The following is a 19,831-nucleotide window of genomic DNA, read 5'->3' on the forward strand; positions in this document are numbered from 1 at the left end:
CGTGAAGATTAAAGATTGCTTCTATTTTTTTAACAACTTTTGAAATTGTTTCCAAGTTTTGGTGTTGGCGACATCTTTTTTGGATAAACCTGCACGACGCGCCTGATACACGCCGTACTGCATCACATCCAGGCCTTTCACACTATGAGCATCTGTATTAATGACGATCGGAATACCCAGTTCTTTGGCTTTGGCGGCATGAATGTCATCAATATCCAGACGCATGGGATGTGCGTTGATCTCCAGCATCGTACCATGGTCGGCACACGCCTTGAGGATTTCACTATAATTGAGGTCAGCTCCGGGGCGTTTCCCGATTAATCGGCCTGATAAATGTCCGAGAATGGAGACGTGAGGATTTTGAATGGCATTCAGCAGCCGTTGATTGATTTGCTTCTGAGGCTGTTTCAGACCGTAGTGTAAAACGGCAATAACCCAGTCTGCTTTACTCAAAACGTCATCGGGTAAGTCCATACTGCCATCTTCCAGAATGTCACATTCAATGCCTTTAAGAACTTGTATTCCAGATATTTTTGATTGCACTTTCTCAATGGCTTTCCAGTGAGCGCGTAAGCGTTTTGCATCTAATCCATTCGCCATGGTAACACGTTTGGAGTGATCTGTAATGGCGATGTATTGATAGCCTTTTGCTTTGGCACCTTCAGCCATTTCGAGAATTGAAGCGGTTCCATCTGTGGCCGTTGTATGCATGTGTAAGTCGCCACGAATCTGTTTTAACTCTATCAACTCTGGTAGTTTGTTTTCCTCAATGGCTGTGAATTCCATTCGATTTTCGCGAATTTCGGGAGGAATCCAGGGGAGATCGAGTGTTTGGTAAACGTCTTCTTCGGTTTTACCGGAAACGAGCTTGTCCTTGCGAAAGAGACCGTATTCGTTGAGCTTGAGCCCTCGTTCCTGGGAGCGGCGTCTGAGCACGATATTATGTTCTTTGGAGCCGGTAAAATAGAGGAGTGCTGCCCCATACGATTCTTCGGGTACAACACGCAAATCCATCTCCAAACCGGAATTTAACCGGACACGTTGTTTGGTTTCTCCACGCGCCAGGACGGTGTTGACTAAAGGATGGTTTGCCAACGCATCCATCACAGTCTCCGGGGCGTTAGACGTGATTAGAATATCCAGATCACCGACTGTTTCCTTGCGCCTCCGACAACTTCCTGCTTCTGAGATTTGCTGGACGGAATCCAGGGTTTGCAGGTCGTGTATGATTTCATCTGACTGCGCTTTGGCATCTGCGAGTCGGACTCGATTTCCTGCCTGGTTCAGATGTTCGAGTCCTTCGAGGATAATTTGTGCCGTTTTTTTTCCGAATCCTTTTTGCTCAGCAATAACTCCCTGTTCTGCAGCCGCTTTGAGATCATCGAGCGAGTGAATTGAGAGTTCAGAAAAGAGAAAAGCGACTTTTTTAGGTCCGATGCCGGGAATATTTAACATACGAACTACATCTGCGGGAATTTCTTCCTTCAATGTTTCTAATTGAGGCAACGTTCCCGATTCTACAATTGTTTCAATTTTTTCTGCGAGGTCTTTGCCAATTCCCGGTAAGGACTGCAATTCCTTCGGAGTGTTTTTAGCGATGTCTTCGATGGATTCAGGGAGTCCTGAGATCGTGCGGGCCGCATTGCGATACGCGCGCAGGCGAAATGGATTCGCCCCTTGGATCTCCAGCAAATCCGCAAGTTCCTCAAATTGGCGTGCAATTTCTGAGTTTTGCATATTTTCTGTCCGCGTTATTAGCCTTAACAACTGAAATAAAATGATTTGTCTTCACTTATTAACAATAACGCGATCGGCGCATAAAAAAAGTGCAAGGCAGGGATGCACTTGCACTTTGTTGATTCTCTATTCCCTCAGTGGTTATTTACTAGCAACCTTTGTGGAATCTGTGATAGCAAACCAACCAGAATTTGTCGGAATACTCTGTTTGGTGATTTGAGGAGCAGAAAAATGAGCACGAATTGTCAATCGTTCCGCTCTGGGAGCCGATTTCCAAGTGATCTTCTGGTCTAGATTCAAAGGTCGTACTCTCAACTGAGGAAACTTGGTTTCCTGCTCTGCCTTGGGAGCTTTTTCAGCAGGTTCCTTTGTGGGAGCTGCTTTCTTTTTAGGAATGGTCGTCTTTGGAATCTTTCCATCCGGAGTGGGTTTGAATGCGTTTGTCTTATCAGACTCATTCCCGAAGAAATCATCCTGTTTTTTTTCTGTTCCGAATTCGGGCAATTTTGTGCCTCCGCCTGGCATCGGAGTCTCAGATCCCCCCCGCTTTAAAGGAACTTCAAATACATCCTTTGATTCGCTTTTGGGCATCGGAGTATCCATGGGGCTCCGTTCATAGCGTCGAGCCCCAAACCCGGAATCTTCTACATTCGATTTGGATTCGCCGGGAGGCATGGGTTCATCCGCAAACGTTTTGGGAGTCGTGCTTTCAATTTCACGCGGTTCCGGAACTTTTTTACCGGAAGCAGGATCTGGTGTGGGTGTGTTGGCTCTAGCAGGATTATAAGAGACGCCACATTGGCCAGTACTACAGTTGGATCCACAAGCTCCGGTTGCACAGCCTCCTATCCCACAGGGAGAGCAACAACCTGGGCCGTAAGCGGCGCCCGCAAATCCATAGGAATTACCCCCGCCAAAATTTCTGTAGCTGACACCGACAACTTGAGGATTGTTAATCAGATACCAGCGATAAGCGGCACGTGACTGGCGTCTGGCTTGTCCGCGAGTGCCATAATACGACACATAACCGGGAGTCCCGCAGCAGTTTCCAGGACTCATCATTCCGTAACCGCCGTAGTTGGCTGAATAGGTTCGAGGAGCATAACCGGCGCCATAGTACATGGGACCATTTCGACTTGGTCCAAAGAGGGCATTGTAAGTCCAGGGAATTACCCCCGCGTCAGATTCTGCCAGCGAGACCAAGCCAATCGTCAGAATACATCCGACTGTGAGGCAAACTTTCTTCAGATTCATGTTTTTTAGTAGACTCATCATTCATTCGACCTTATTAAAATCGAGCTATACAATTGCACGACCAGGGGCAGTAAGCCATGCCGAAAGAAGACGTAGTCCATCACGCCAATTTCACCATATTTCCAATCATGTCGAAACATAAAGCGACTAATCCATTAGTAATCATTTTGTACCCTGACAGTCCTACCAATGTCAATGATTGGGATTATTGGTTGGGTCGGATAAACTAAGTTTTTGAGGGACAATTCATAATCATTCTCGATTGTTTCTAATTTCTCTAAAGTCCGAAGTTTGTTGATGGCTCGTGATTTGAAGGACATACGCATTTTTCCTCCGATTCAGACAAATATCAGGTATCAATAAATTGATATAAGTTGATTTGATATCAAGACTTAATTTATCGAAACCCATTCGAGTTCAAATGGAAATTTTCGCTGACAGCCCCCAAATTGCTCCCCAGATCAGTTTGAAGGAGATCGGGTGAGTTCCTCTACCCTGAAATTCAATAAAATGCTAAGTTACGCGGTCTGAAGCCCGCAGAGTGTTCACTGAATTCGATCTTAACCGATTCAAAATTTCTCTGCGATTTTTATCTTCATGGAGGAAGATAACCACGTCCGATGAGAGATCGTCCTGAAAACATGCTCGCATGCAACATATTCAGCTCGACGAGTCTGATACGGACTTTTTGTGCGCTGGGGCTGATTTGTGGGATTTGTAGTGGGTGTGCAAGTTGGACTCAGAAAATGGCTGTCAGAGATTCTGAATCACAGGATCTCGTTGAACAGGTTCGTGAGGCAACGGAAAGCGGACAACAGGAACAGGCTGCTGAACTGCTCAAGCAGGCGGTGGCTTCAAACCCTAATCACGCAGGAGTACGCCGCCAACTTTCGGAATTCTTAATTACGAATGGCTTTTCGGAAGAAGCAATCCAACAGTTAGAAAAAACGACCATTCTCTCTCCCGACGATCCGAGACCTTATATTGATTTGGCTTATTTACTGCATCAAAAGAAACAATATACTGATGCGCTCAAAAACCTGGAATTCGGTTTGAACCTTGATCCCACGAATATTCGTGCCTTATTACTCAAAGGTGAGTTAGAAGAATTAGCGGGGCTGAATGCGGCTGCTGAAGAAACATATCATAGGATCTTGCAGGCAGAACCCTATAATATTGTTTCTCGATTAAAATTGGCAGCACTTGAGATCAAACAGGGGGAATCCAACCGCGCTACTCCGATATTGCGTCCCATTTGCCATAATACAGCAGCCACAATCCATCAGAGATCAGAGGCTCAATGGTTGCTGGGAGTGGCCTACGGTGCGGAACAGCGTTGGAATGATTCAGTAGCATCACTTGAACGAGCAATGAAAAATCGCCCCGATGCAACCGCAGATGACTGGTATCGCCTCGCTTATGCCAGTTTACAGGCGAACGATATGGAGAAAGTTTATCCTGCCGTGACAAAGGCACTATCTTTAAATCCGCTGCATACCGAAACAAATCGGCTTTCCAGTTATTTAACTCAACAATCAAACATGATGAATATTCAACAGGCTTCCATGTACACTCCCCTCCAAAGGCCAGGTTTCATCGGACAAGCACCCCAGCCGATCCCCGTCGAAACATTACAGCCTCCCCAAGGCTGGGAGAAGGTCGGAACGCTGTCGATTTCTTCCGCAAAAATCAATAGTCGATAGTGAATGCTGGCGGTTAATGATTCACTCAATGTAACGCATTTATTATGAATCATTGTATTTGCTGATATATGGCTCAAATGTCTTGCCCGATCTAACTCGAAAGCTCCAGGAACTCGCACTGATGGAATTTATTCGTAATTCCATATATAAATTGAGGTTATTACGATCAAATTATGGTGATTTTTGAATTTTGATACTTGAAAAAAGAATTTCGTCGACTAAATGATATAGTGGCGTTTTTTTGTTACAGTATGTTCTCGTATGTGAATTTGATAAAAAACGGGATAATCTTTTGTGAAATCTGAGTTTCACCTGGGCCAAACCGACGAAAGAATGATTGAATGTTTGAATTCGTTTCCGATGTACTAAATCTCAAACAAATGGAATCTGCGGAGCAGAATAACAATCAGAGACCATCTTCCGTAGCAGGGATTAGTTCACCATCGATAAACCTACCTGATGTGGCAAATGAAACCGTTCCACTCATTGGGGGGACTCTTGAGCGTGTCGGGATGTCAGGGGTAGAATTGGTACTCAGGCTTCGTGATGCTTCAGGTGAGATATTTCGTACTCCAGCTCGTGCTGATGCAGCTGTGAGCCTCGATGATGAGAAGACCAAAGGGATCCATATGTCTCGACTATTTCTCAGTTTGAATAGTCGGCTAGCTGACCAGGAACTTTCTTTGCCTCTGGTCAATGAGATTCTGAAAGATTTTGTACAGACACATGAGGGAATGAGTTCCAACAGTTTTTTGACTCTGACCTACGAACATTCGCTGAAACGACCTGCGTTACTTTCTGATCATGCCGGCTGGCGCGCCTATCCAATTACGATACACAGTTCGTTCAAACAGAATACGTTTCAACACCAATTGCATGTTCAACTGACTTATTCCAGTGCCTGTCCCTGTTCAGCCGCCTTATCAAGGCAGTTGATTCAGCAGGCTTTTGAAGATGCGTTCGGTGACCGAAGTGAACTCTCTCATGATGAAATCTATCAATGGTTGGGAACACAGGAAGCAATTCTGGCAGTCCCACACAGCCAGAGAAGCCACGCTGATGTCACGGTGGACTTAGACAGTGGATTGGAAGATTTTCCGATTGAATCACTGATAGATTATCTCGAACGTGCCATCGCGACCCCTGTGCAAACAGCAGTCAAGCGCGAAGATGAGCAAGAATTCGCGCGGTTGAACGGAGCCAACCTGATGTTCTGTGAAGACGCAGCCCGAAAATTGAAGGCCGCTCTAGAGGAGTACAAAGGCATTAACAATTTTCGAGTCGAAATCAATCATCTCGAAAGCTTGCATCCCCATGATGCCGCTGCGGTGGCTACCAGCGATCAGACATAAACGGCTGTTTTTTAAGCCTTTATCAGGAATCGCTCAAATCCTGCAGAGATCAAAGTCCTTCTCTTTATCACCTCTTTAGGTTTTGGAAGCGACGAATTGTGTTTGCATGCGTGTTGTTTTCATTTTTATCAGAATTGAAACGATGAGGTTCTCTTTCTAACTCATCCGAGTTAGGCTAAACACATTACCGATTACATTCTGTTTTGTATTCGTCAAATGAGAGATGCGAAACGAAAACGAATTTTTAAGGGCATCGCTCCGTGCTCTTAGGATTCATGCTTTCTCACAGCAGAAATTCTTTATTTTTTAGAATTTTGTGATTTTTCCTGCCTAAACGGAGCTGCTTCTTTCTCTTAGTAAGCGCGGAGATTTACAAGCACTCTCTTAAAGTAGACAAATGTCTTTAGGTTTTATAAAAGATCGTTCTGAGGAGACACGTCTGGTAATGCAACATCGGACTGCGCTCTACAGCTATATTTTTTCCTGTGTGAGAGATCATACGGATGCTGAAGATATTCTGCATGATGTTTGTGTCATCGCGATTGAATCGTTCGAGCAACTTAAAGAGAAGGATTCTTTTTTTCCCTGGGTGCGCGAGATTGCCTTCCATCAAGTACTGTCTCACCTGAAAAAGAAGAAAAAAGAGACACCTTTCAATCCACACGTAGTTGCGGCGCTCGCAGATGCGGTCAATCAGGTGGAGCAAAAGCAGTCTCGTTTGAATTTCCGTGATGCCATGATGAAGTGTCTCGACAAGCTTCCCGCACATAGTCGAGAGTTAATCGTGATGCGGTACGACGATTCTGAAATGGGAATAGCTGGCATCGCTTCAGAATCCGGGAAAAGTGTGCACTCAATCTACTCCCGACTGAAAAGAATTAAAACGATGCTTCGTGATTGTGTTTCCAGACAACTTGCTTCGGAGGCAACACAATGATTCAGCCCAAAGATAGAGACCTGCTCGAAGCCTATCTCGCTAATGAACTTGACTGTGATGAAATAAAGTCACTCGAACTCCGACTTTGTACTGAAGAAGACCTTGCTCGTTTAATGATCGAGGTCTCCAGTGAAGAGACCGTGATTCGTGAATGGACTGAATTACAACGATCTCAGCTATGGTACAGCAAATTGGTTACTGAGACGACTGTCTCTCATTCATCTTTTTATCTCTCCAGATCTTTTTTGGTGGCGATGTTAATTCTAGCAATTACACTGACATCCTGGTTTGGCGTGCATCAGTGGGCTGATCCTCTTATCGTCTCTGACTCTAGTCAACCAGAAAACGTTGCAATTGTCGATGCACTCTCTGATGGCGAGCTAAGGACTCAAAATATTCTGTGCGTGGTGAACGATCATTTACAAACGGGACGACAATATCATCTTGATCAAGGTGTGCTTCAGCTTCAGATGGATTCGGGCGTGAATGTTGTGATAGCGGGCCCCACTACGTTCCAGTTTCTGAATTCAAATGCTCTACGCCTGTTACAGGGGACTATGACGGCTCACGTTTCTCAGAAAGCAATCGGCTTTGAAGTACAAACTCCCACGCTTGAGATTATTGATTTAGGAACCCGGTTCGGCGTGCATGTGAATAAAGAAGGAGTTTCTGAAACACACGTTTTTCAAGGGGTAGTCAACGGCTTCAGTTTGAAGCAAGGAAGCCCTCAAGGTCTGCCTCAACGATTATCTGCAGGACAATCTATCAAACGATCACCGGGTAAAGAAATTGTTTTAAGCGACACAGACAGCGATCTTCTTTTTGCAAAATGCCTCATGCAAGAGTCTCGTATTCATCAGCTTTCAGGAGACTTAAAGCTTCTGTCAAATTTACCCGTCAGTCTGAAATCTGGTGAGTTTACCAGCAATGAACACATACATGTTTTCCAGGAACGGCAAAATATCAGCTTACCGGAAGAGATCCGCTGTTTTGTTCCCATCCAAAATAATAAGGGACAATTCCAGGAAGATGTGATTCAAAAGGGAACCAAAGTAGATGTGTACTATCTCCATCATGATGCCCACCACCCAGGACATCCTGAGTTTTCTGATCAAAAAACAACATTGACCATGAAGGGGGAAGTTCACTTCAAGGGGCAAGTTCTGGGCATCCTGCAAACAGATCCCCTGCTTCTACAAACAGATCAATCTTTAGGCAATCCCGATGTACGGTATGAAAAATCTCATGTCCGTGTTGCTGAAGACGAGACCAAACTCTTGCCCGGTCGTTCCTCACTTTATCTAAATTGGATTCTGTCAAGGGCAGAGGGACTCAAGAGTATGAATGCCATGCGCGTGATTGTTGCCGCTGAAGAAAAATAACCAATCGATTGAACTGGGGTCGCTAAGTTAAGCAGTGTTCATATTCTGTCAATGAAGTATGTTTCTGAAACAAATATGATTTGAATTGATTAAAGAGAAAGATGAATGATGAGAAGTCTTATACAAAATCGAAAAGGGTTCACACTAATAGAATTACTGGTTGTGATTGCCATCATTGCCATTCTCATTGCACTCCTATTGCCCGCAGTACAACAAGCTCGTGAAGCAGCGCGACGTAGCTCTTGCAAAAATAACATGAAACAAATCGGCCTGGCATTACATAATTACCACGATACACACCGTACCTTCCCACCGTCTTATGTTGATAATCATCCTGCTGGTACTCCATTTATGAACAACGATCTTGGATGGGGCACCTTCATTCTGCCTTTCATGGATCAAGCACCACTTTATAATAACATCAGTGGCTCTGGTGCGATGGACGTTGATTGGACTACTATTCCTGCTATGACAACAGGCGCGACTGCCTATGCAAGGGTGATTCTGCCTGCCTTCATGTGCCCTTCTGATCCTATGGGCGGAGTGAACACTAAAATTGATTCCTATGGGAAATCAAACTATAAAGCCGTACGATCCGTTCTTACTTACCCTACCAGTGCACGCAGAATGCGAGACTTCACGGACGGAACAAGTAACACCTTTATTGTCGGAGAATCAGATACTAAAGACCATAATGGATCAATTTGGGTCGGAAAATCTACTAATTCAAGAAATGTCCTTTCCAATGCAAATGCCACATTTCCGATTAATGGCACCGATGTAGATGATCTCTTTAGTAGCGTTCACGTTGGTGGATGCCACTTTGTGTTTGCGGATGGACGTGTTCGGTTTCTCTCCGAGAATATGAATCAAGATACATATACGGCTCTCGGAACCTATAATGGTGGTGAGGTTCTTGGCGAGTTTTAAAGCGTCTTTTTATCATTCGCTGAATCATAGTATAATCGAGACCATCTTTTGATGAACCCCCTGGGAGTAGTAAAATGCGATTGGCTTTGTGCCTTGGTTATGTTGTCAGTTGTTTTTTCATTACCCTGCTGCCCGATAAGACAAAAGCCGAAACTGCTAAAGAGCCGCAATCGAAGATTCTTAAACTTCTTCTTAAGAAAACTCCGAAACCAAACTATGGAGCCCCGGTTCCCAAACTGATCACAGGACGTGTCAGATTACAGTCAGATCAAACAGCTATGGGAGTGAAGGGGGTTTCCATCTCGGACGGATATTCCGTCGTCAAAACGGATGTGAACGGTGCTTACGAACTCACCCCAAACCAGAGTGCCGTGTTTATCAATATCACTCGTCCTTCGGGGTATGAAATTCAAGGGGATTGGTACAAGCCTCTCGCTCCTCAAGTCGACTTCGAACTCAAACAGACAACCGACGACGAGAATGATTATATCTTCGTGCATGTAACCGACACACACGTCTCCACGAGTCCCAGATCAGTGGAAGGTTTGAGCGAATTCGTACAAGAAGTGAACGCTTTGTCTCCGAAACCACGTTTCGTCGTGAACAGTGGCGACCTCCTGAACCTCCACAAAGCGCTCGTGAGTTCCCCTGCCTCCGGGCATGCCAGTTTTCGGAATTATGTCGGCATCATGAACCATTTGACCATGCCTTATTACAATGTGGCAGGAGACCATACAGATTCATCTTATCGACTCAAAGAGTTTCCACGCGGGGACCACCGCTGTGCCAAGCCGATGTATTGGGAGTATCTCGGACCGCATTTCTTTTCGTTTGAATATGGCAAAATCCATTTTATGTCAGTGGATTATGGTTATCACCTCGGCCAGATACAGAATCTGGTAAACGGTCGAAAATTGGAATATCCTACTCTTGAAGTACAGCCAGTCCATGCAGAATGGATGAAACAAGACATGTTTCATCGGTCTCCAGGGACGTTTGTTGTCACTACATCCGAAGCCGATTTGGCTAAGCACTGTCCCGGTTTTCTTGAGATGGCACAGCAGAATGATGTCCGACTTCAGCTTGTTGGCGATGATCATGTTGTTGCTAACAAAAGGCGACCCGTTCCCTATCGAACGGGAGGCGCTTTAGCTGGCTGCTGGTGGAACCCGAAAGCGAAACAACTTTGCCCTGATCTTTCCCCACAAGGATACCTTATCTATCGCGTCAAGGGGGAGCAGATGGATTACTTCTATAAAGGACTGGGGCAACGGATCGCAATTGTCTCGCATCGTGTGGGTGCCCCTTGGACAGGACGCGTGGAACTCCAGGCGCATCTGGTTCAGCCTCAACCTAATGAAACACTGGAATATTCTGTTAATGGTACCGACTGGAAACCGATGCATAAAATCGGTCAACCGTTCTATCGTGCACTGTTTGTTGCGAATATCAACTCAACTTCACTTCCTGAAGGTCATCTCCAGTTCGATGTCAGAAGCACTGCCACCAGAGAAGTCCGTTCTAGAAAGTTCGTCGTTGCCAACAATTCAGGTCCATTGGAATCTCAAAATGACGCTTTGCTTGAGTTTTCTGTTGGTAAGGCTAATTCCAATGCAAAAAACCGCAAAGTCAACTCTGGCAAAGTGGAAGTATTATTCAACAATAAAATAGTTGGTGAGCTCACACCCAATTTGGTCAAAGATTATGTATTTCCCATTAAGGCATCGAACCTCGGAGTTGCCAACACACTATCGTTTCGTTTTTTAGAAACAGGAGACGCAATGAGTCTTGGAAGCCCTGTCCTTAAATTCCAGGGAAAAGTATTTCGAGATCCGCGAGACGAAGCGATCAGACGAGTGAGAACCGGACATTGGGGGGCCTCGTCAGCCGACTGGGGCGGGTTTCTTGCAGGGAATCCCGATTCACTCGACGAAACCCCATTTCAGCGCCAACAAAATCGCTTTTGTTTTGTTCTGAATGATACTGAATAAAGCTTGTCTCAGTGAAATCTACCTGAGAAAACGATCATTCGCCTATTTTGACAAGAGTCGTAAGTTTTTTTGTCTTCGTTCTTGCGGAGAGTCGTTCCATTCAATAACTTAATTTTATTAATGAATTTAACTTTCGTTTTAGTTCAGGAACGCTCAAATGCATCTTAAGAATTCACTCACAATTACTTGTCTCTGTCTGGTCGGGGTTTGTACTTCACTGGCAGAAGCGGGAGACAAAGTCGTCACTCCCAAAGATGGGGTCATTAAACTATTTAATGGTAAAAATCTGGATGGACTGTATGTCTGGAATCGCGGGACTGCCTATGAAGATCCTCGTAAGATCTTTACTGTGAAAGATGGCATGCTGCACATCTCAGGTGATGGCTATGGCGGACTGATCACCAAAAAAGACTATCGTGATTACCACATGGTCATTGAATTCAAATGGGGAGAGAAGACGTGGGGAAATCGGAAGGACCGCGCTCGTGACTCAGGAGTTCTCTTTCACTGTCATGGTCCTGATGGCGGATATGGCAATACCTGGATGGCTTCCATTGAAGCCCAGATCATCGAAGGGGGTGTAGGCGATATTCTGGTCTTAACGGGAAAAGATCCCAAGACAGGCGCCCCGATTCCGACTTCGTTAACTTCCACGATTACCAAAGACCGGGATGGTGAGAAAGTCTGGAAAAAAGACGGTGAAGAAATCACAATCAGTGCAGGCCGTATCAACTGGTGGGGCCGTGATCCTGACTGGGCAGACAAAAAAGGATTTCGTGGGAAGGATGATGTCGAAAGTCCCTTTGGCAAGTGGACACGTATGGATGTGATTTGTAAGGGGGGCGATATTGAATACCTGGTTAACGGTGTGGTTGTGAATGCCGGCTCGAATGCCAAACCGGATCATGGTAAATTATTGGTCCAGACCGAGATGGCAGAAATGTGGGTCAGGAAATGGGATCTGTATCCCCTGGGGAAAGCACCCAAGTACCAAAAGTAAACTTCGATTGAAGTAATCAATCCTCTGTTGTGGATTTAGCCATAACAGAGGATTTTTTAATGCGCATCGCAGCGATCTACCAGATACTACCGAATTTTCATCTCTGCCCCGAAGCAAGCGATCGGGTAGAATAGAACTCTAGGGGTGCTCTCCTGAATGTATGTGGTTTTGGTTGATCTGTCGAACTGTGTTTGATCTTCAAAGGCCGCTCAACAACTATGAGTATCATCATAAAGTGCGGGTGTGAGTCAAGCGGTCAATTCAGTTTGATACCACTTGGTACCGTGACGATACTTTCTGGCATGCTTTGAAATCGGCGCGATAACGTTTGATAAAGACAAAAAAGAGGCGATCACGAGGAACAGATGCAAAAGGTTCATACTCAAAACAGAAAAAAGCACTTGGTTTTCATAGTGATAAAGTCAGCAGGAAGATGTCTATTCAGCATATTAAAAAAATTCCCGCGCGCGACGCAGAATGCGCAGTTTCGTTACTGGCGCGTTGGTGTCAAATTCTGAATATTCACCTGATAATAAGAATAAAACCGTTGTTTTCAGAGTTCTGGTTTTCTCATGGGGATGTGAATTTTAAGGAATCTACCCTGCTATGGTGAATCGCGGTAACTAGTGAACCTTGAGCAGAGGAGGGTCATTCTTTGAGAGCGACGTGTGGATCATAGGACATTGCGAGTTCGGGGATTTCTTCCTGCATGACTGTGAACATTTCAGAGACTTCGGGCTTGAAAACATCACCGATCAGAATATCGACCAGATTCATTTTGAATTGGGGATATTGGCGAAGAAATGTTCCGAAGCTGAAGCCGGGAGCATAGAACGCATAAACCAGTTTACGGAAATTTTCGACACCGTTTCGATAGTCAGGATACCATTCACTCAGACGTTTTACTGAGAAGTCTTGAGAGTCAAAAGCATCGTTGATGGTATCAGCGACTAGTTCTCCCGACTTCAAAGCCAGAAAAACGCCGCTGGAATAAACGGGGTCGATAAACCCTAATGCATCGCCGGCGAGCATCCAACCAGGACCTGCTGGCTGAGTTGAATGATAAGAGAAATCTTTCGTCGTCATGAATTCCGTAACAGGATGCGCATCTGCCAAACGTTTTTTAATACCGACACAACGTTCTACTTCCTGATTAAAGATTTCTTCGCTAGTGCCTCGTTCTTTGGAAAACATGTATGCCATGTCGCCTGTACAACCAATACTGACAGTGTTATCAGGAAGTGGAATATACCAGAACCAGGAACGTTTTCCTTCAGTTTGTAGAATGAGAGTGGCTCCTTCATCGATGCCTTCATCGCGATGTGCATTTTTGAAATGAGCCCAGACTGTTCCCTTTTTCAAAACTGGATCTGCTACTTTCAGCTTCAAACGATTGGCAATGAATCCAGTCTGTCCACTGGAGTCAACGACCAGTTTGCAGCGAATGTCGCGTGTTTCTTCAGAGTTCAATTTCAGTTTGACACCTACGACTTGTTCTCCCTCACATATGAGGTCTAGAACTTGTGCCCCTGTATGAACGATGGCTCCTTGATTTCGCGCGTTGTCAACCAGCATTTGATCGAACTCAGCACGTACGACTTGCCAGGTTTGCGAACTTTCATGGTCTTTGTATTTGTTGAAGTAGAAGGGCATCGTTTCTGTGCCTTCTTCCGTCACAAATTGCACACTGAATTTTTTTGGGAAAGCCGATTGTTTCAGTTGATCGATCAATCCCAGCCGTTTTAGTTGCCAATAGGTTTCCGGAATCAGAGATTCACCAACATGGAATCGGGGGAAAACGGCTCGGTCAACGACTAAAGTTTTTCGTCCCTGCTCTGCTAAAAGTGCACCGACAGCGGAGCCGGCAGGACCGGCGCCAATGACGATGACATCATATTCTGCATCAAGGTCAGGCTGATCTTTACGTTTTTGATCAATCATTGAGAGCCTTCGGTATTACAAGTCAAAATCGATTAAATCGCTACTTTCTAATGGCATTTATAGCAGCGGAGCGGAAACTTCCAAGAGGTCAATTGCCGGTTGCTGGTTACAAAATATTGTGGCCAGCCGTCCATAGGTGATTCCACCCGGCTCTATTTTCATCACCTTGGCCAATCCAGGGCCAGCCGTAATCCGCAATACAGCTCCTAAATCCACATGTCGTAATACATTATGGTTGATGAGTACGCGTCCCAATGGGATCTTCCCTGCCAGTATTTCTTCTTTAACTGCTTTTGTCACATAATCAAAATTAAACCGCACAATCCCAAATTGGACGACTTCCTCGGTTCCCGTTTTTAATAATAAGATTGCTCTGCTGTAAACATTTTCATCAAGCCGTTGGTCCAGCACCCTCACATCTACGGCAGACTTGTGGTATTCCTCCATCGTGACTGTCATATGGTGGTTGTGAGCCAGTAGCGATTTATACGGATCAGGCAGTGAAGCAGAAGAAACGTGTTCAGCCTGCTCGAATAGTGGTTGTTCATTCGGAAATAATCTAACAAGTGCATCGAGTTCGTCTTGAGGGTTCACTTGAAAATGGTCTCTTTTTCAGGGGAGGAGTGGGAGAGTTTTTAATCTTTAAATAACTACGCTAAATCAATCATGTGTATCTTACCATGCGATGTTCTGGTTCGAAATATTCGGTCAGCAAGCTATCTACCTGGAGTAGCCCTTTACGAGTGAGTTGTACCTGAGTGTCATCAAAAGTGAGATAACCTGCTTTTTGCTGATTTTCTAACGCCTCGGAAAACTCTTCTGTTAGTTTGACACCAAACTTATCATTAAATGGCTGAGTCAAAACATGGCCTTCTTTGAGTTGCAGTACAAATTCACGGATCAAACGCTGATGCTCAGTAGGTTCTAAGGCACGATTGATCGGTAGCTCGCCATTCTCGACAGTTTCCAGATAGTCTTCCAGACGATCCAGGTTTTGATAATGCACGCCTTGCAGATGACCAAATGAAGAAACTCCTGTGGCAATAATATCGTTACCTCGAAATAAATTATCACGGTACACAAAGCGATCTGTTTCCGGGTTTTTCACGAGTTCATTTCCACTCGCCAGGTGATAGCCTTTCGACTTTAAGGTCTCGATGGCTTCATTCATCCAGCGACGTTTGGTAGCCCAGTCTGCAATGGGCGAAGTGATGCCCATCTCTTTGATTTCTTTGGAAATGATTGTGTTATGTGGCAGTTCCATCTGGTAGATGGTGATATTGTCTGCATCCATTTCTGATGCTTTTTCGACGGCTTGAGTCCAGTTTTCGTCTGTCTCACCCATCATTCCTGCAATCAGGTCAATATTTACCTGCGGGAAACCAACCTCTTGAATCCAATCGTACGCTTTGAAAACTTCCGGAGACAAATGAGCGCGGCCATTGGCTTCCAGTAAGGTGTCATTAAAACTTTCTACGCCAAGTGAAATACGAGTGATACCAATCTCTTTCAGCGTTTTTACTTTTTCAAGATTGAGTGTTCCCGGCTCACATTCAAAGGTGACTTCCTGTGCTGTTTCCCAGGAGAGCAGGCTGGAAAGGCGGTCCCGCAACGAAAGCAGTTGTTTTGAGCTTAAATAGGAAGGGGTACCGCCACCAAAGTAGGTGAAATCAAGCGTGCGATCCTGGACGACTTCGATTTGACTGAGCATTTCGAACTCACGTTGTAGTGCCTGTACGTAACGCTCGATTGTTTTTGCATTTTGTTTTTCGTAGACGCGGAAATAACAGAATTTACAGCGTTTGCGGCAAAAAGGAATGTGAATATAAAGCCCCATCGGAATGCTGGCATCGGGACTCTGGTGCATGACTTCATGAATTCTGGTGGTGTATTCCTGCTTCCAAAGAGAAAAAGGCGGGTAGTTCGAAACAAAGTAACTACCAATTTCTGTGGTGCCTGTCGTTTCCAGATCCATAATGCTCTCAACGTCTTATAGTTTGTTAGCCATCAATTCAGCAACGTACTGTTCCACAGTACTGATCGCTACTTTTTATTGTCACTTCTTTCCGAAACAATACAAGGCACCATTTCGGGATTCTGTTCCGATGACGAGATGTCCTGAGCCGATTGCCGGTGATGCGGTGATATCTTTACCTAAGTTTTTTTTCCAGTTTGACTTTCCTGTTTTCAGATTCAACTCATAAAGATTGCCATCAGACGATCCAATAAACACCCGGTTCCCTAAAATGACAGGTGAGCTGTCGACGCGACCTCGCGTTCCGAATTTCCAGACTGATTTTCCTGTTTTGCGTTCGACACAATGGACCTGTTTGTCCCGACCTCCGGCAACGACATACGCGTCAGTCACTGCGGCGGAAGAGTGGTAAGGGAACTCCTTCGTTTTATCCTGATAGCGCCATTCGACTTTTAACTCTTTCCAGTTGACTGAGATGATTTCGCTGGCATAAGTTCCCACATATAAGCTCTCCCCAACCAGAGCAGGTGAAGCGATTAAGTATGTTTCGAGTGGCATCTGGCTATGCTGTTTTCCCGTTTTGATATCGATCACTCGTAACTGCTCGTCACACCCGGTGACAAAAGTGAAATTGTCTACGATGGCGGGAGAGCAATTGACGTAACCATCGGTTTCAAATTTCCAGGCGAGAGATCCATCTGCCCCATTTAAACAGTAAAGAAAATTGTCGTAGCCACCGAACAGAATTTTTCCGTCTTTTGTTATATTAGCGCTACTGATAATTTCCGCATCTGTTTTGAATTGCCAGAGCCTTTTTCCCGTTAGGCGATCAATGGCGTGGAAGATGCCATCCTCATCACCCAGATAAACACCTTTTTCGGTGACAAGTGGGGATGCTTTAAATCCGGGAGCAAATTCATCGGGGTTCGGGTCATCGATCGAGCGGTACTTCCAGATTCGTTTTCCGGTTTTTAATTCGAGGCATTCCACATAGCCATTCAACCCTGCCATATAAACACGATCGTCCACAATCGCTGCTGTGGAGGCGATTCCATCTGATGAAGGGTGTTGCCAGAGAAGTTCCAATTCTGCAGGCAGGGGTGTCCTGGCAACTCCCTGTTGTAAATTACCGTTTCGGAAGGAAGGCCAGTTTCCTTTTGTGTTCTCAGATTCTGATTCAGTTAAGACGCTACTCGTTTTATTGACTGGTTTCTCTGCAGCATTAGTCTGAATTGAAGTTAAGATATTGGCAATCAATCCAGTCATGATCCCGAAGCATAAAGTGACATTTCTTGAATTGGTTAATATGCGCATTCGTACAATTCCCTTAAAGAGGACTGATCAACAGGTCGCGGGTTAAAATTACCGGTCCACTGTCTGGATGCTTCTTCAGCAAGCTGGTCAAACAAATTATGATCGACTTCGCATTCTGAGAGTGAAGTCGGTGCTCCCGCTTTCGCGATTAATGCTTGAATATGCTCGGCCAATAACCCTGCGCCGGTAGGATCCTGCGGTTCACAAAGGCCAATGTCTGCTGCGAGCAGCGAGTACTGTTCCCCCATCAATTCTGCGTTAAAACGAATCACATGTGGTAACATGATGCCTATTGCAACACCATGAATTAAATCAAAATGTGCCGATAGCGGATTAGCCAGTGCATGCGTGGCACCAAGCATGGAGTTCTCAATGGCAGCGCCGGCGAAGTGTGCTCCCAATTGCATATTCCCCCGTGCCGTCAGATCATCAGGAGTATCGAGAACTTGAGGAAAACTATTTGCCAAAAGTGACCAGGCGCGGCGGCTGAATAGTTGGGATATTTCATTACGTGGTTTCGTGACGAATGTTTCTAACGCATGACTCAATGCGTCGATTCCTGTAGCACACGTGACAGAACGGGGCATGGTCAGGGTGAGTTCAGGGTCGAGAATTGCGATTCTGCAGGCCGCTTTCTTGTCTCCACACGCCATCTTCATATGCGTTTCTGGGTGGGCGATGACAGCAAACGATTGTGCTTCGCTGCCCGTACCGGCAGTTGTTGGGACGGCGATCAGTGGAAGCATTGGTTTGGTGGCTTTTCCAACTCCCCAGTAATCTTCCATTTTCCCACCGTTGGTCAGCAGGAAATTAATTCCTTTGGCACAATCCATACTGCTACCACCACCCAGGCCAACAATCAGGTCGATCTGGTGGTTGCGGGCTACCTTTAATCCTCGTTCCACATCTTCTGTAGTCGGATTGGCATGCACATCATCGAAGATTGTAATTTGCAGATTCGCGTTCTCCAGAGAGGCAACAGCACGCGCTTCATGCCCCGCTTCAGCAAGCCCTTTATCAGTGACGAGTAGAACTCGTTGAGCCCCCAATTCAGATGAGAGTTCTCCTAATTGGTTTAACGATCCACCACCAAAGAGAATCCGTGTTCGGGGGGCATAATCAAAGGCAGAAAGTTGATTCCCCTCTGCCTGTTGTGTGTGTATTTTGGTAGGAGATTTCGAATCCATGACAACAGTGTTTTCCTTACGATTATGCTTATCAGTCCGAATGTGAATCAGCGCTGATTGAAATTCTCAATGTCTTAACTCGTTTCCCTGCTTGTTAATGAGGATCAAAGTTATTTCTTTTGTCTGGTGAGGCTTTTAAGGCAGGCTATAGCCGGTGTCCGCAACAATATTACGCTGGCAGTCCATTCCTTTACTATTTTCACTTAACACCGCAGAAGTCCTTAAGGCACTGCTAAAAAACAAGTGACCAACTTCTATTGTACAATTCTGATCGAAATGAACAGGAATTTCCAGTAGTCAGCATAGATTTATAAGAGGTTAGACTGTCTTAAGAGAAGGATAAATCTGAATTTAGGGAAATCTTAGTCTAAATACAGCCTGTTATTGTGGATATAAACTTCCACCGCACGGGGGGTCATATATCGGACACTTTTGTTTTGCTGAATGCGATTCCTGATGTCAGTCGAGGAAATTTCGAATCCCGGCATTGTCGCCCAGAGTATTTTTGACTGCACAATGTCGCCAAATTTTTGAGTGAGTTCAGACAAATCTGGTAGACTAACGTTGGGGCGATTGACCCCAATCAGAGTTGCTAATTCCAGAATCGACTCAGGTTCACGCCATGTATGTAGATCTCGAACAGAGTCAGCGCCTACGATCAAAAAGAATTCCTCATCCGGGTGAGTGGTTTTCAGTTGGCGTAGCGTTTCAATGGTGTAACTGGGGCCTTCTCGATGAAGCTCCAGGTCTTTGACAACGAAATTCGCATGTCCTGCGATCGCGAAATCGAGCATTTCCCGTCTTTGTTTTCCGGTGGATATTCCTGTGCTCTCTTTGTGAGGCGGGCTTCCCGCTGGAACAAACCAGATTTCATCCAGGTCACATTGTTCTCTGCATTGTTCGGCAAGCAAGAGGTGGGCAATGTGTACAGGATCGAAAGTACCACCAAAAATTCCTATTCGCATGTGACAATCGCTTCTATCAGTTATCTCTACCGTTTTTGATAAGATCCAAAAAAGTCAGTGGTGAAAGAATCTTTTTATTTTTATCGAATTCTCGATAGTCGAGTTTGATTGTTGAGTTAACCACTCCAAAGAGTTACAAATCGAGATAATCATTTTCCTTAGT

Annotated in this window: 15 protein-coding genes; 7 read left to right on the forward strand and 8 right to left on the reverse strand. The window is 45.2% G+C overall.

Going from position 1 to position 19,831, the window contains the following annotated elements; all coding sequences use genetic code 11:
• Positions 1–21: 21 nt before the first annotated feature.
• Both polX and V144x_RS07960 read right to left on the reverse strand, forming a co-directional pair.
• Positions 22–1,737 carry a DNA polymerase/3'-5' exonuclease PolX gene (polX, locus tag V144x_RS07955; RefSeq protein ID WP_144983904.1) on the reverse strand — a complete coding sequence of 572 codons (1,716 nt, stop codon included), beginning with the start codon at positions 1,735–1,737 and terminating at the stop codon, positions 22–24.
• A 141-nt stretch (positions 1,738–1,878) separates the two neighbouring features.
• Entirely contained in the window at positions 1,879–2,991 is a 1,113-nt protein-coding gene (locus V144x_RS07960; RefSeq protein ID WP_144983907.1) for a hypothetical protein, read from the reverse strand.
• Between the two features lie 746 nt (positions 2,992–3,737).
• On the opposite strand from V144x_RS07960, the gene V144x_RS07965 reads away from it, so the two are divergent.
• The 7 genes from V144x_RS07965 to V144x_RS07995 all read left to right on the forward strand — a co-directional run bounded on the left by V144x_RS07965 (position 3,738) and on the right by V144x_RS07995 (position 12,286).
• Positions 3,738–4,694 (forward strand): tetratricopeptide repeat protein, encoded by a 957-nt coding sequence (locus tag V144x_RS07965; protein ID WP_197998818.1) that lies wholly within the window; start codon positions 3,738–3,740, stop codon positions 4,692–4,694.
• Between the two features lie 341 nt (positions 4,695–5,035).
• Positions 5,036–6,046, forward strand: a complete 1,011-nt coding sequence (gene folE2, locus V144x_RS07970; RefSeq protein ID WP_144983912.1) for a GTP cyclohydrolase FolE2 — start codon at positions 5,036–5,038, stop codon at positions 6,044–6,046.
• A 397-nt stretch (positions 6,047–6,443) separates the two neighbouring features.
• Positions 6,444–6,983, forward strand: coding sequence for a sigma-70 family RNA polymerase sigma factor (locus V144x_RS07975; protein ID WP_144983915.1), 540 nt, complete (start codon positions 6,444–6,446; stop codon positions 6,981–6,983).
• Entirely contained in the window at positions 6,980–8,365 is a 1,386-nt protein-coding gene (locus V144x_RS07980; RefSeq protein ID WP_144983918.1) for a FecR domain-containing protein, read from the forward strand. The genes V144x_RS07975 and V144x_RS07980 overlap by 4 nt, the downstream gene beginning before the upstream one ends.
• Positions 8,366–8,470: 105 nt before the next feature.
• On the forward strand, positions 8,471–9,295 hold the full coding sequence (locus V144x_RS07985; RefSeq protein ID WP_315851533.1) for a DUF1559 domain-containing protein: 825 nt from the start codon (positions 8,471–8,473) through the stop codon (positions 9,293–9,295).
• Positions 9,296–9,369: 74 nt separating this feature from the next.
• Positions 9,370–11,286: a metallophosphoesterase N-terminal domain-containing protein gene (locus V144x_RS07990; protein ID WP_144983921.1), complete on the forward strand. Its 1,917-nt coding sequence runs from the start codon at positions 9,370–9,372 to the stop codon at positions 11,284–11,286.
• Positions 11,287–11,443: 157 nt separating this feature from the next.
• On the forward strand, positions 11,444–12,286 hold the full coding sequence (locus V144x_RS07995) for a 3-keto-disaccharide hydrolase (protein ID WP_144983924.1): 843 nt from the start codon (positions 11,444–11,446) through the stop codon (positions 12,284–12,286).
• Positions 12,287–12,934: 648 nt separating this feature from the next.
• On the opposite strand, the gene V144x_RS08000 is transcribed toward V144x_RS07995, so the two are convergent.
• The 6 genes from V144x_RS08000 to nadD all read right to left on the reverse strand — a co-directional run bounded on the left by V144x_RS08000 (position 12,935) and on the right by nadD (position 19,668).
• Entirely contained in the window at positions 12,935–14,227 is a 1,293-nt protein-coding gene (locus V144x_RS08000; RefSeq protein WP_144983927.1) for an NAD(P)/FAD-dependent oxidoreductase, read from the reverse strand.
• A gap of 57 nt (positions 14,228–14,284) precedes the next feature.
• Positions 14,285–14,821: a hypothetical protein gene (locus tag V144x_RS08005; protein ID WP_144983930.1), complete on the reverse strand. Its 537-nt coding sequence runs from the start codon at positions 14,819–14,821 to the stop codon at positions 14,285–14,287.
• A 70-nt stretch (positions 14,822–14,891) separates the two neighbouring features.
• Positions 14,892–16,202, reverse strand: a complete 1,311-nt coding sequence (locus V144x_RS08010) for a coproporphyrinogen-III oxidase family protein (protein ID WP_144983932.1) — start codon at positions 16,200–16,202, stop codon at positions 14,892–14,894.
• Between the two features lie 81 nt (positions 16,203–16,283).
• Positions 16,284–17,516: a beta-alanine-activating enzyme beta-propeller domain-containing protein gene (locus V144x_RS08015; protein WP_144983935.1), complete on the reverse strand. Its 1,233-nt coding sequence runs from the start codon at positions 17,514–17,516 to the stop codon at positions 16,284–16,286.
• Positions 17,504–18,703, reverse strand: a complete 1,200-nt coding sequence (locus V144x_RS08020) for an iron-containing alcohol dehydrogenase (protein ID WP_144983938.1) — start codon at positions 18,701–18,703, stop codon at positions 17,504–17,506. Before V144x_RS08020 ends, V144x_RS08015 begins: the two co-directional genes overlap by 13 nt.
• 362 nt (positions 18,704–19,065) lie before the next feature.
• Positions 19,066–19,668 carry a nicotinate-nucleotide adenylyltransferase gene (gene nadD / locus V144x_RS08025; protein ID WP_144983941.1) on the reverse strand — a complete coding sequence of 201 codons (603 nt, stop codon included), beginning with the start codon at positions 19,666–19,668 and terminating at the stop codon, positions 19,066–19,068.
• Positions 19,669–19,831 lie beyond the last annotated feature (163 nt).

This window comes from Gimesia aquarii, assembly GCF_007748195.1.
GTDB classification, from domain to species: domain Bacteria; phylum Planctomycetota; class Planctomycetia; order Planctomycetales; family Planctomycetaceae; genus Gimesia; species Gimesia aquarii.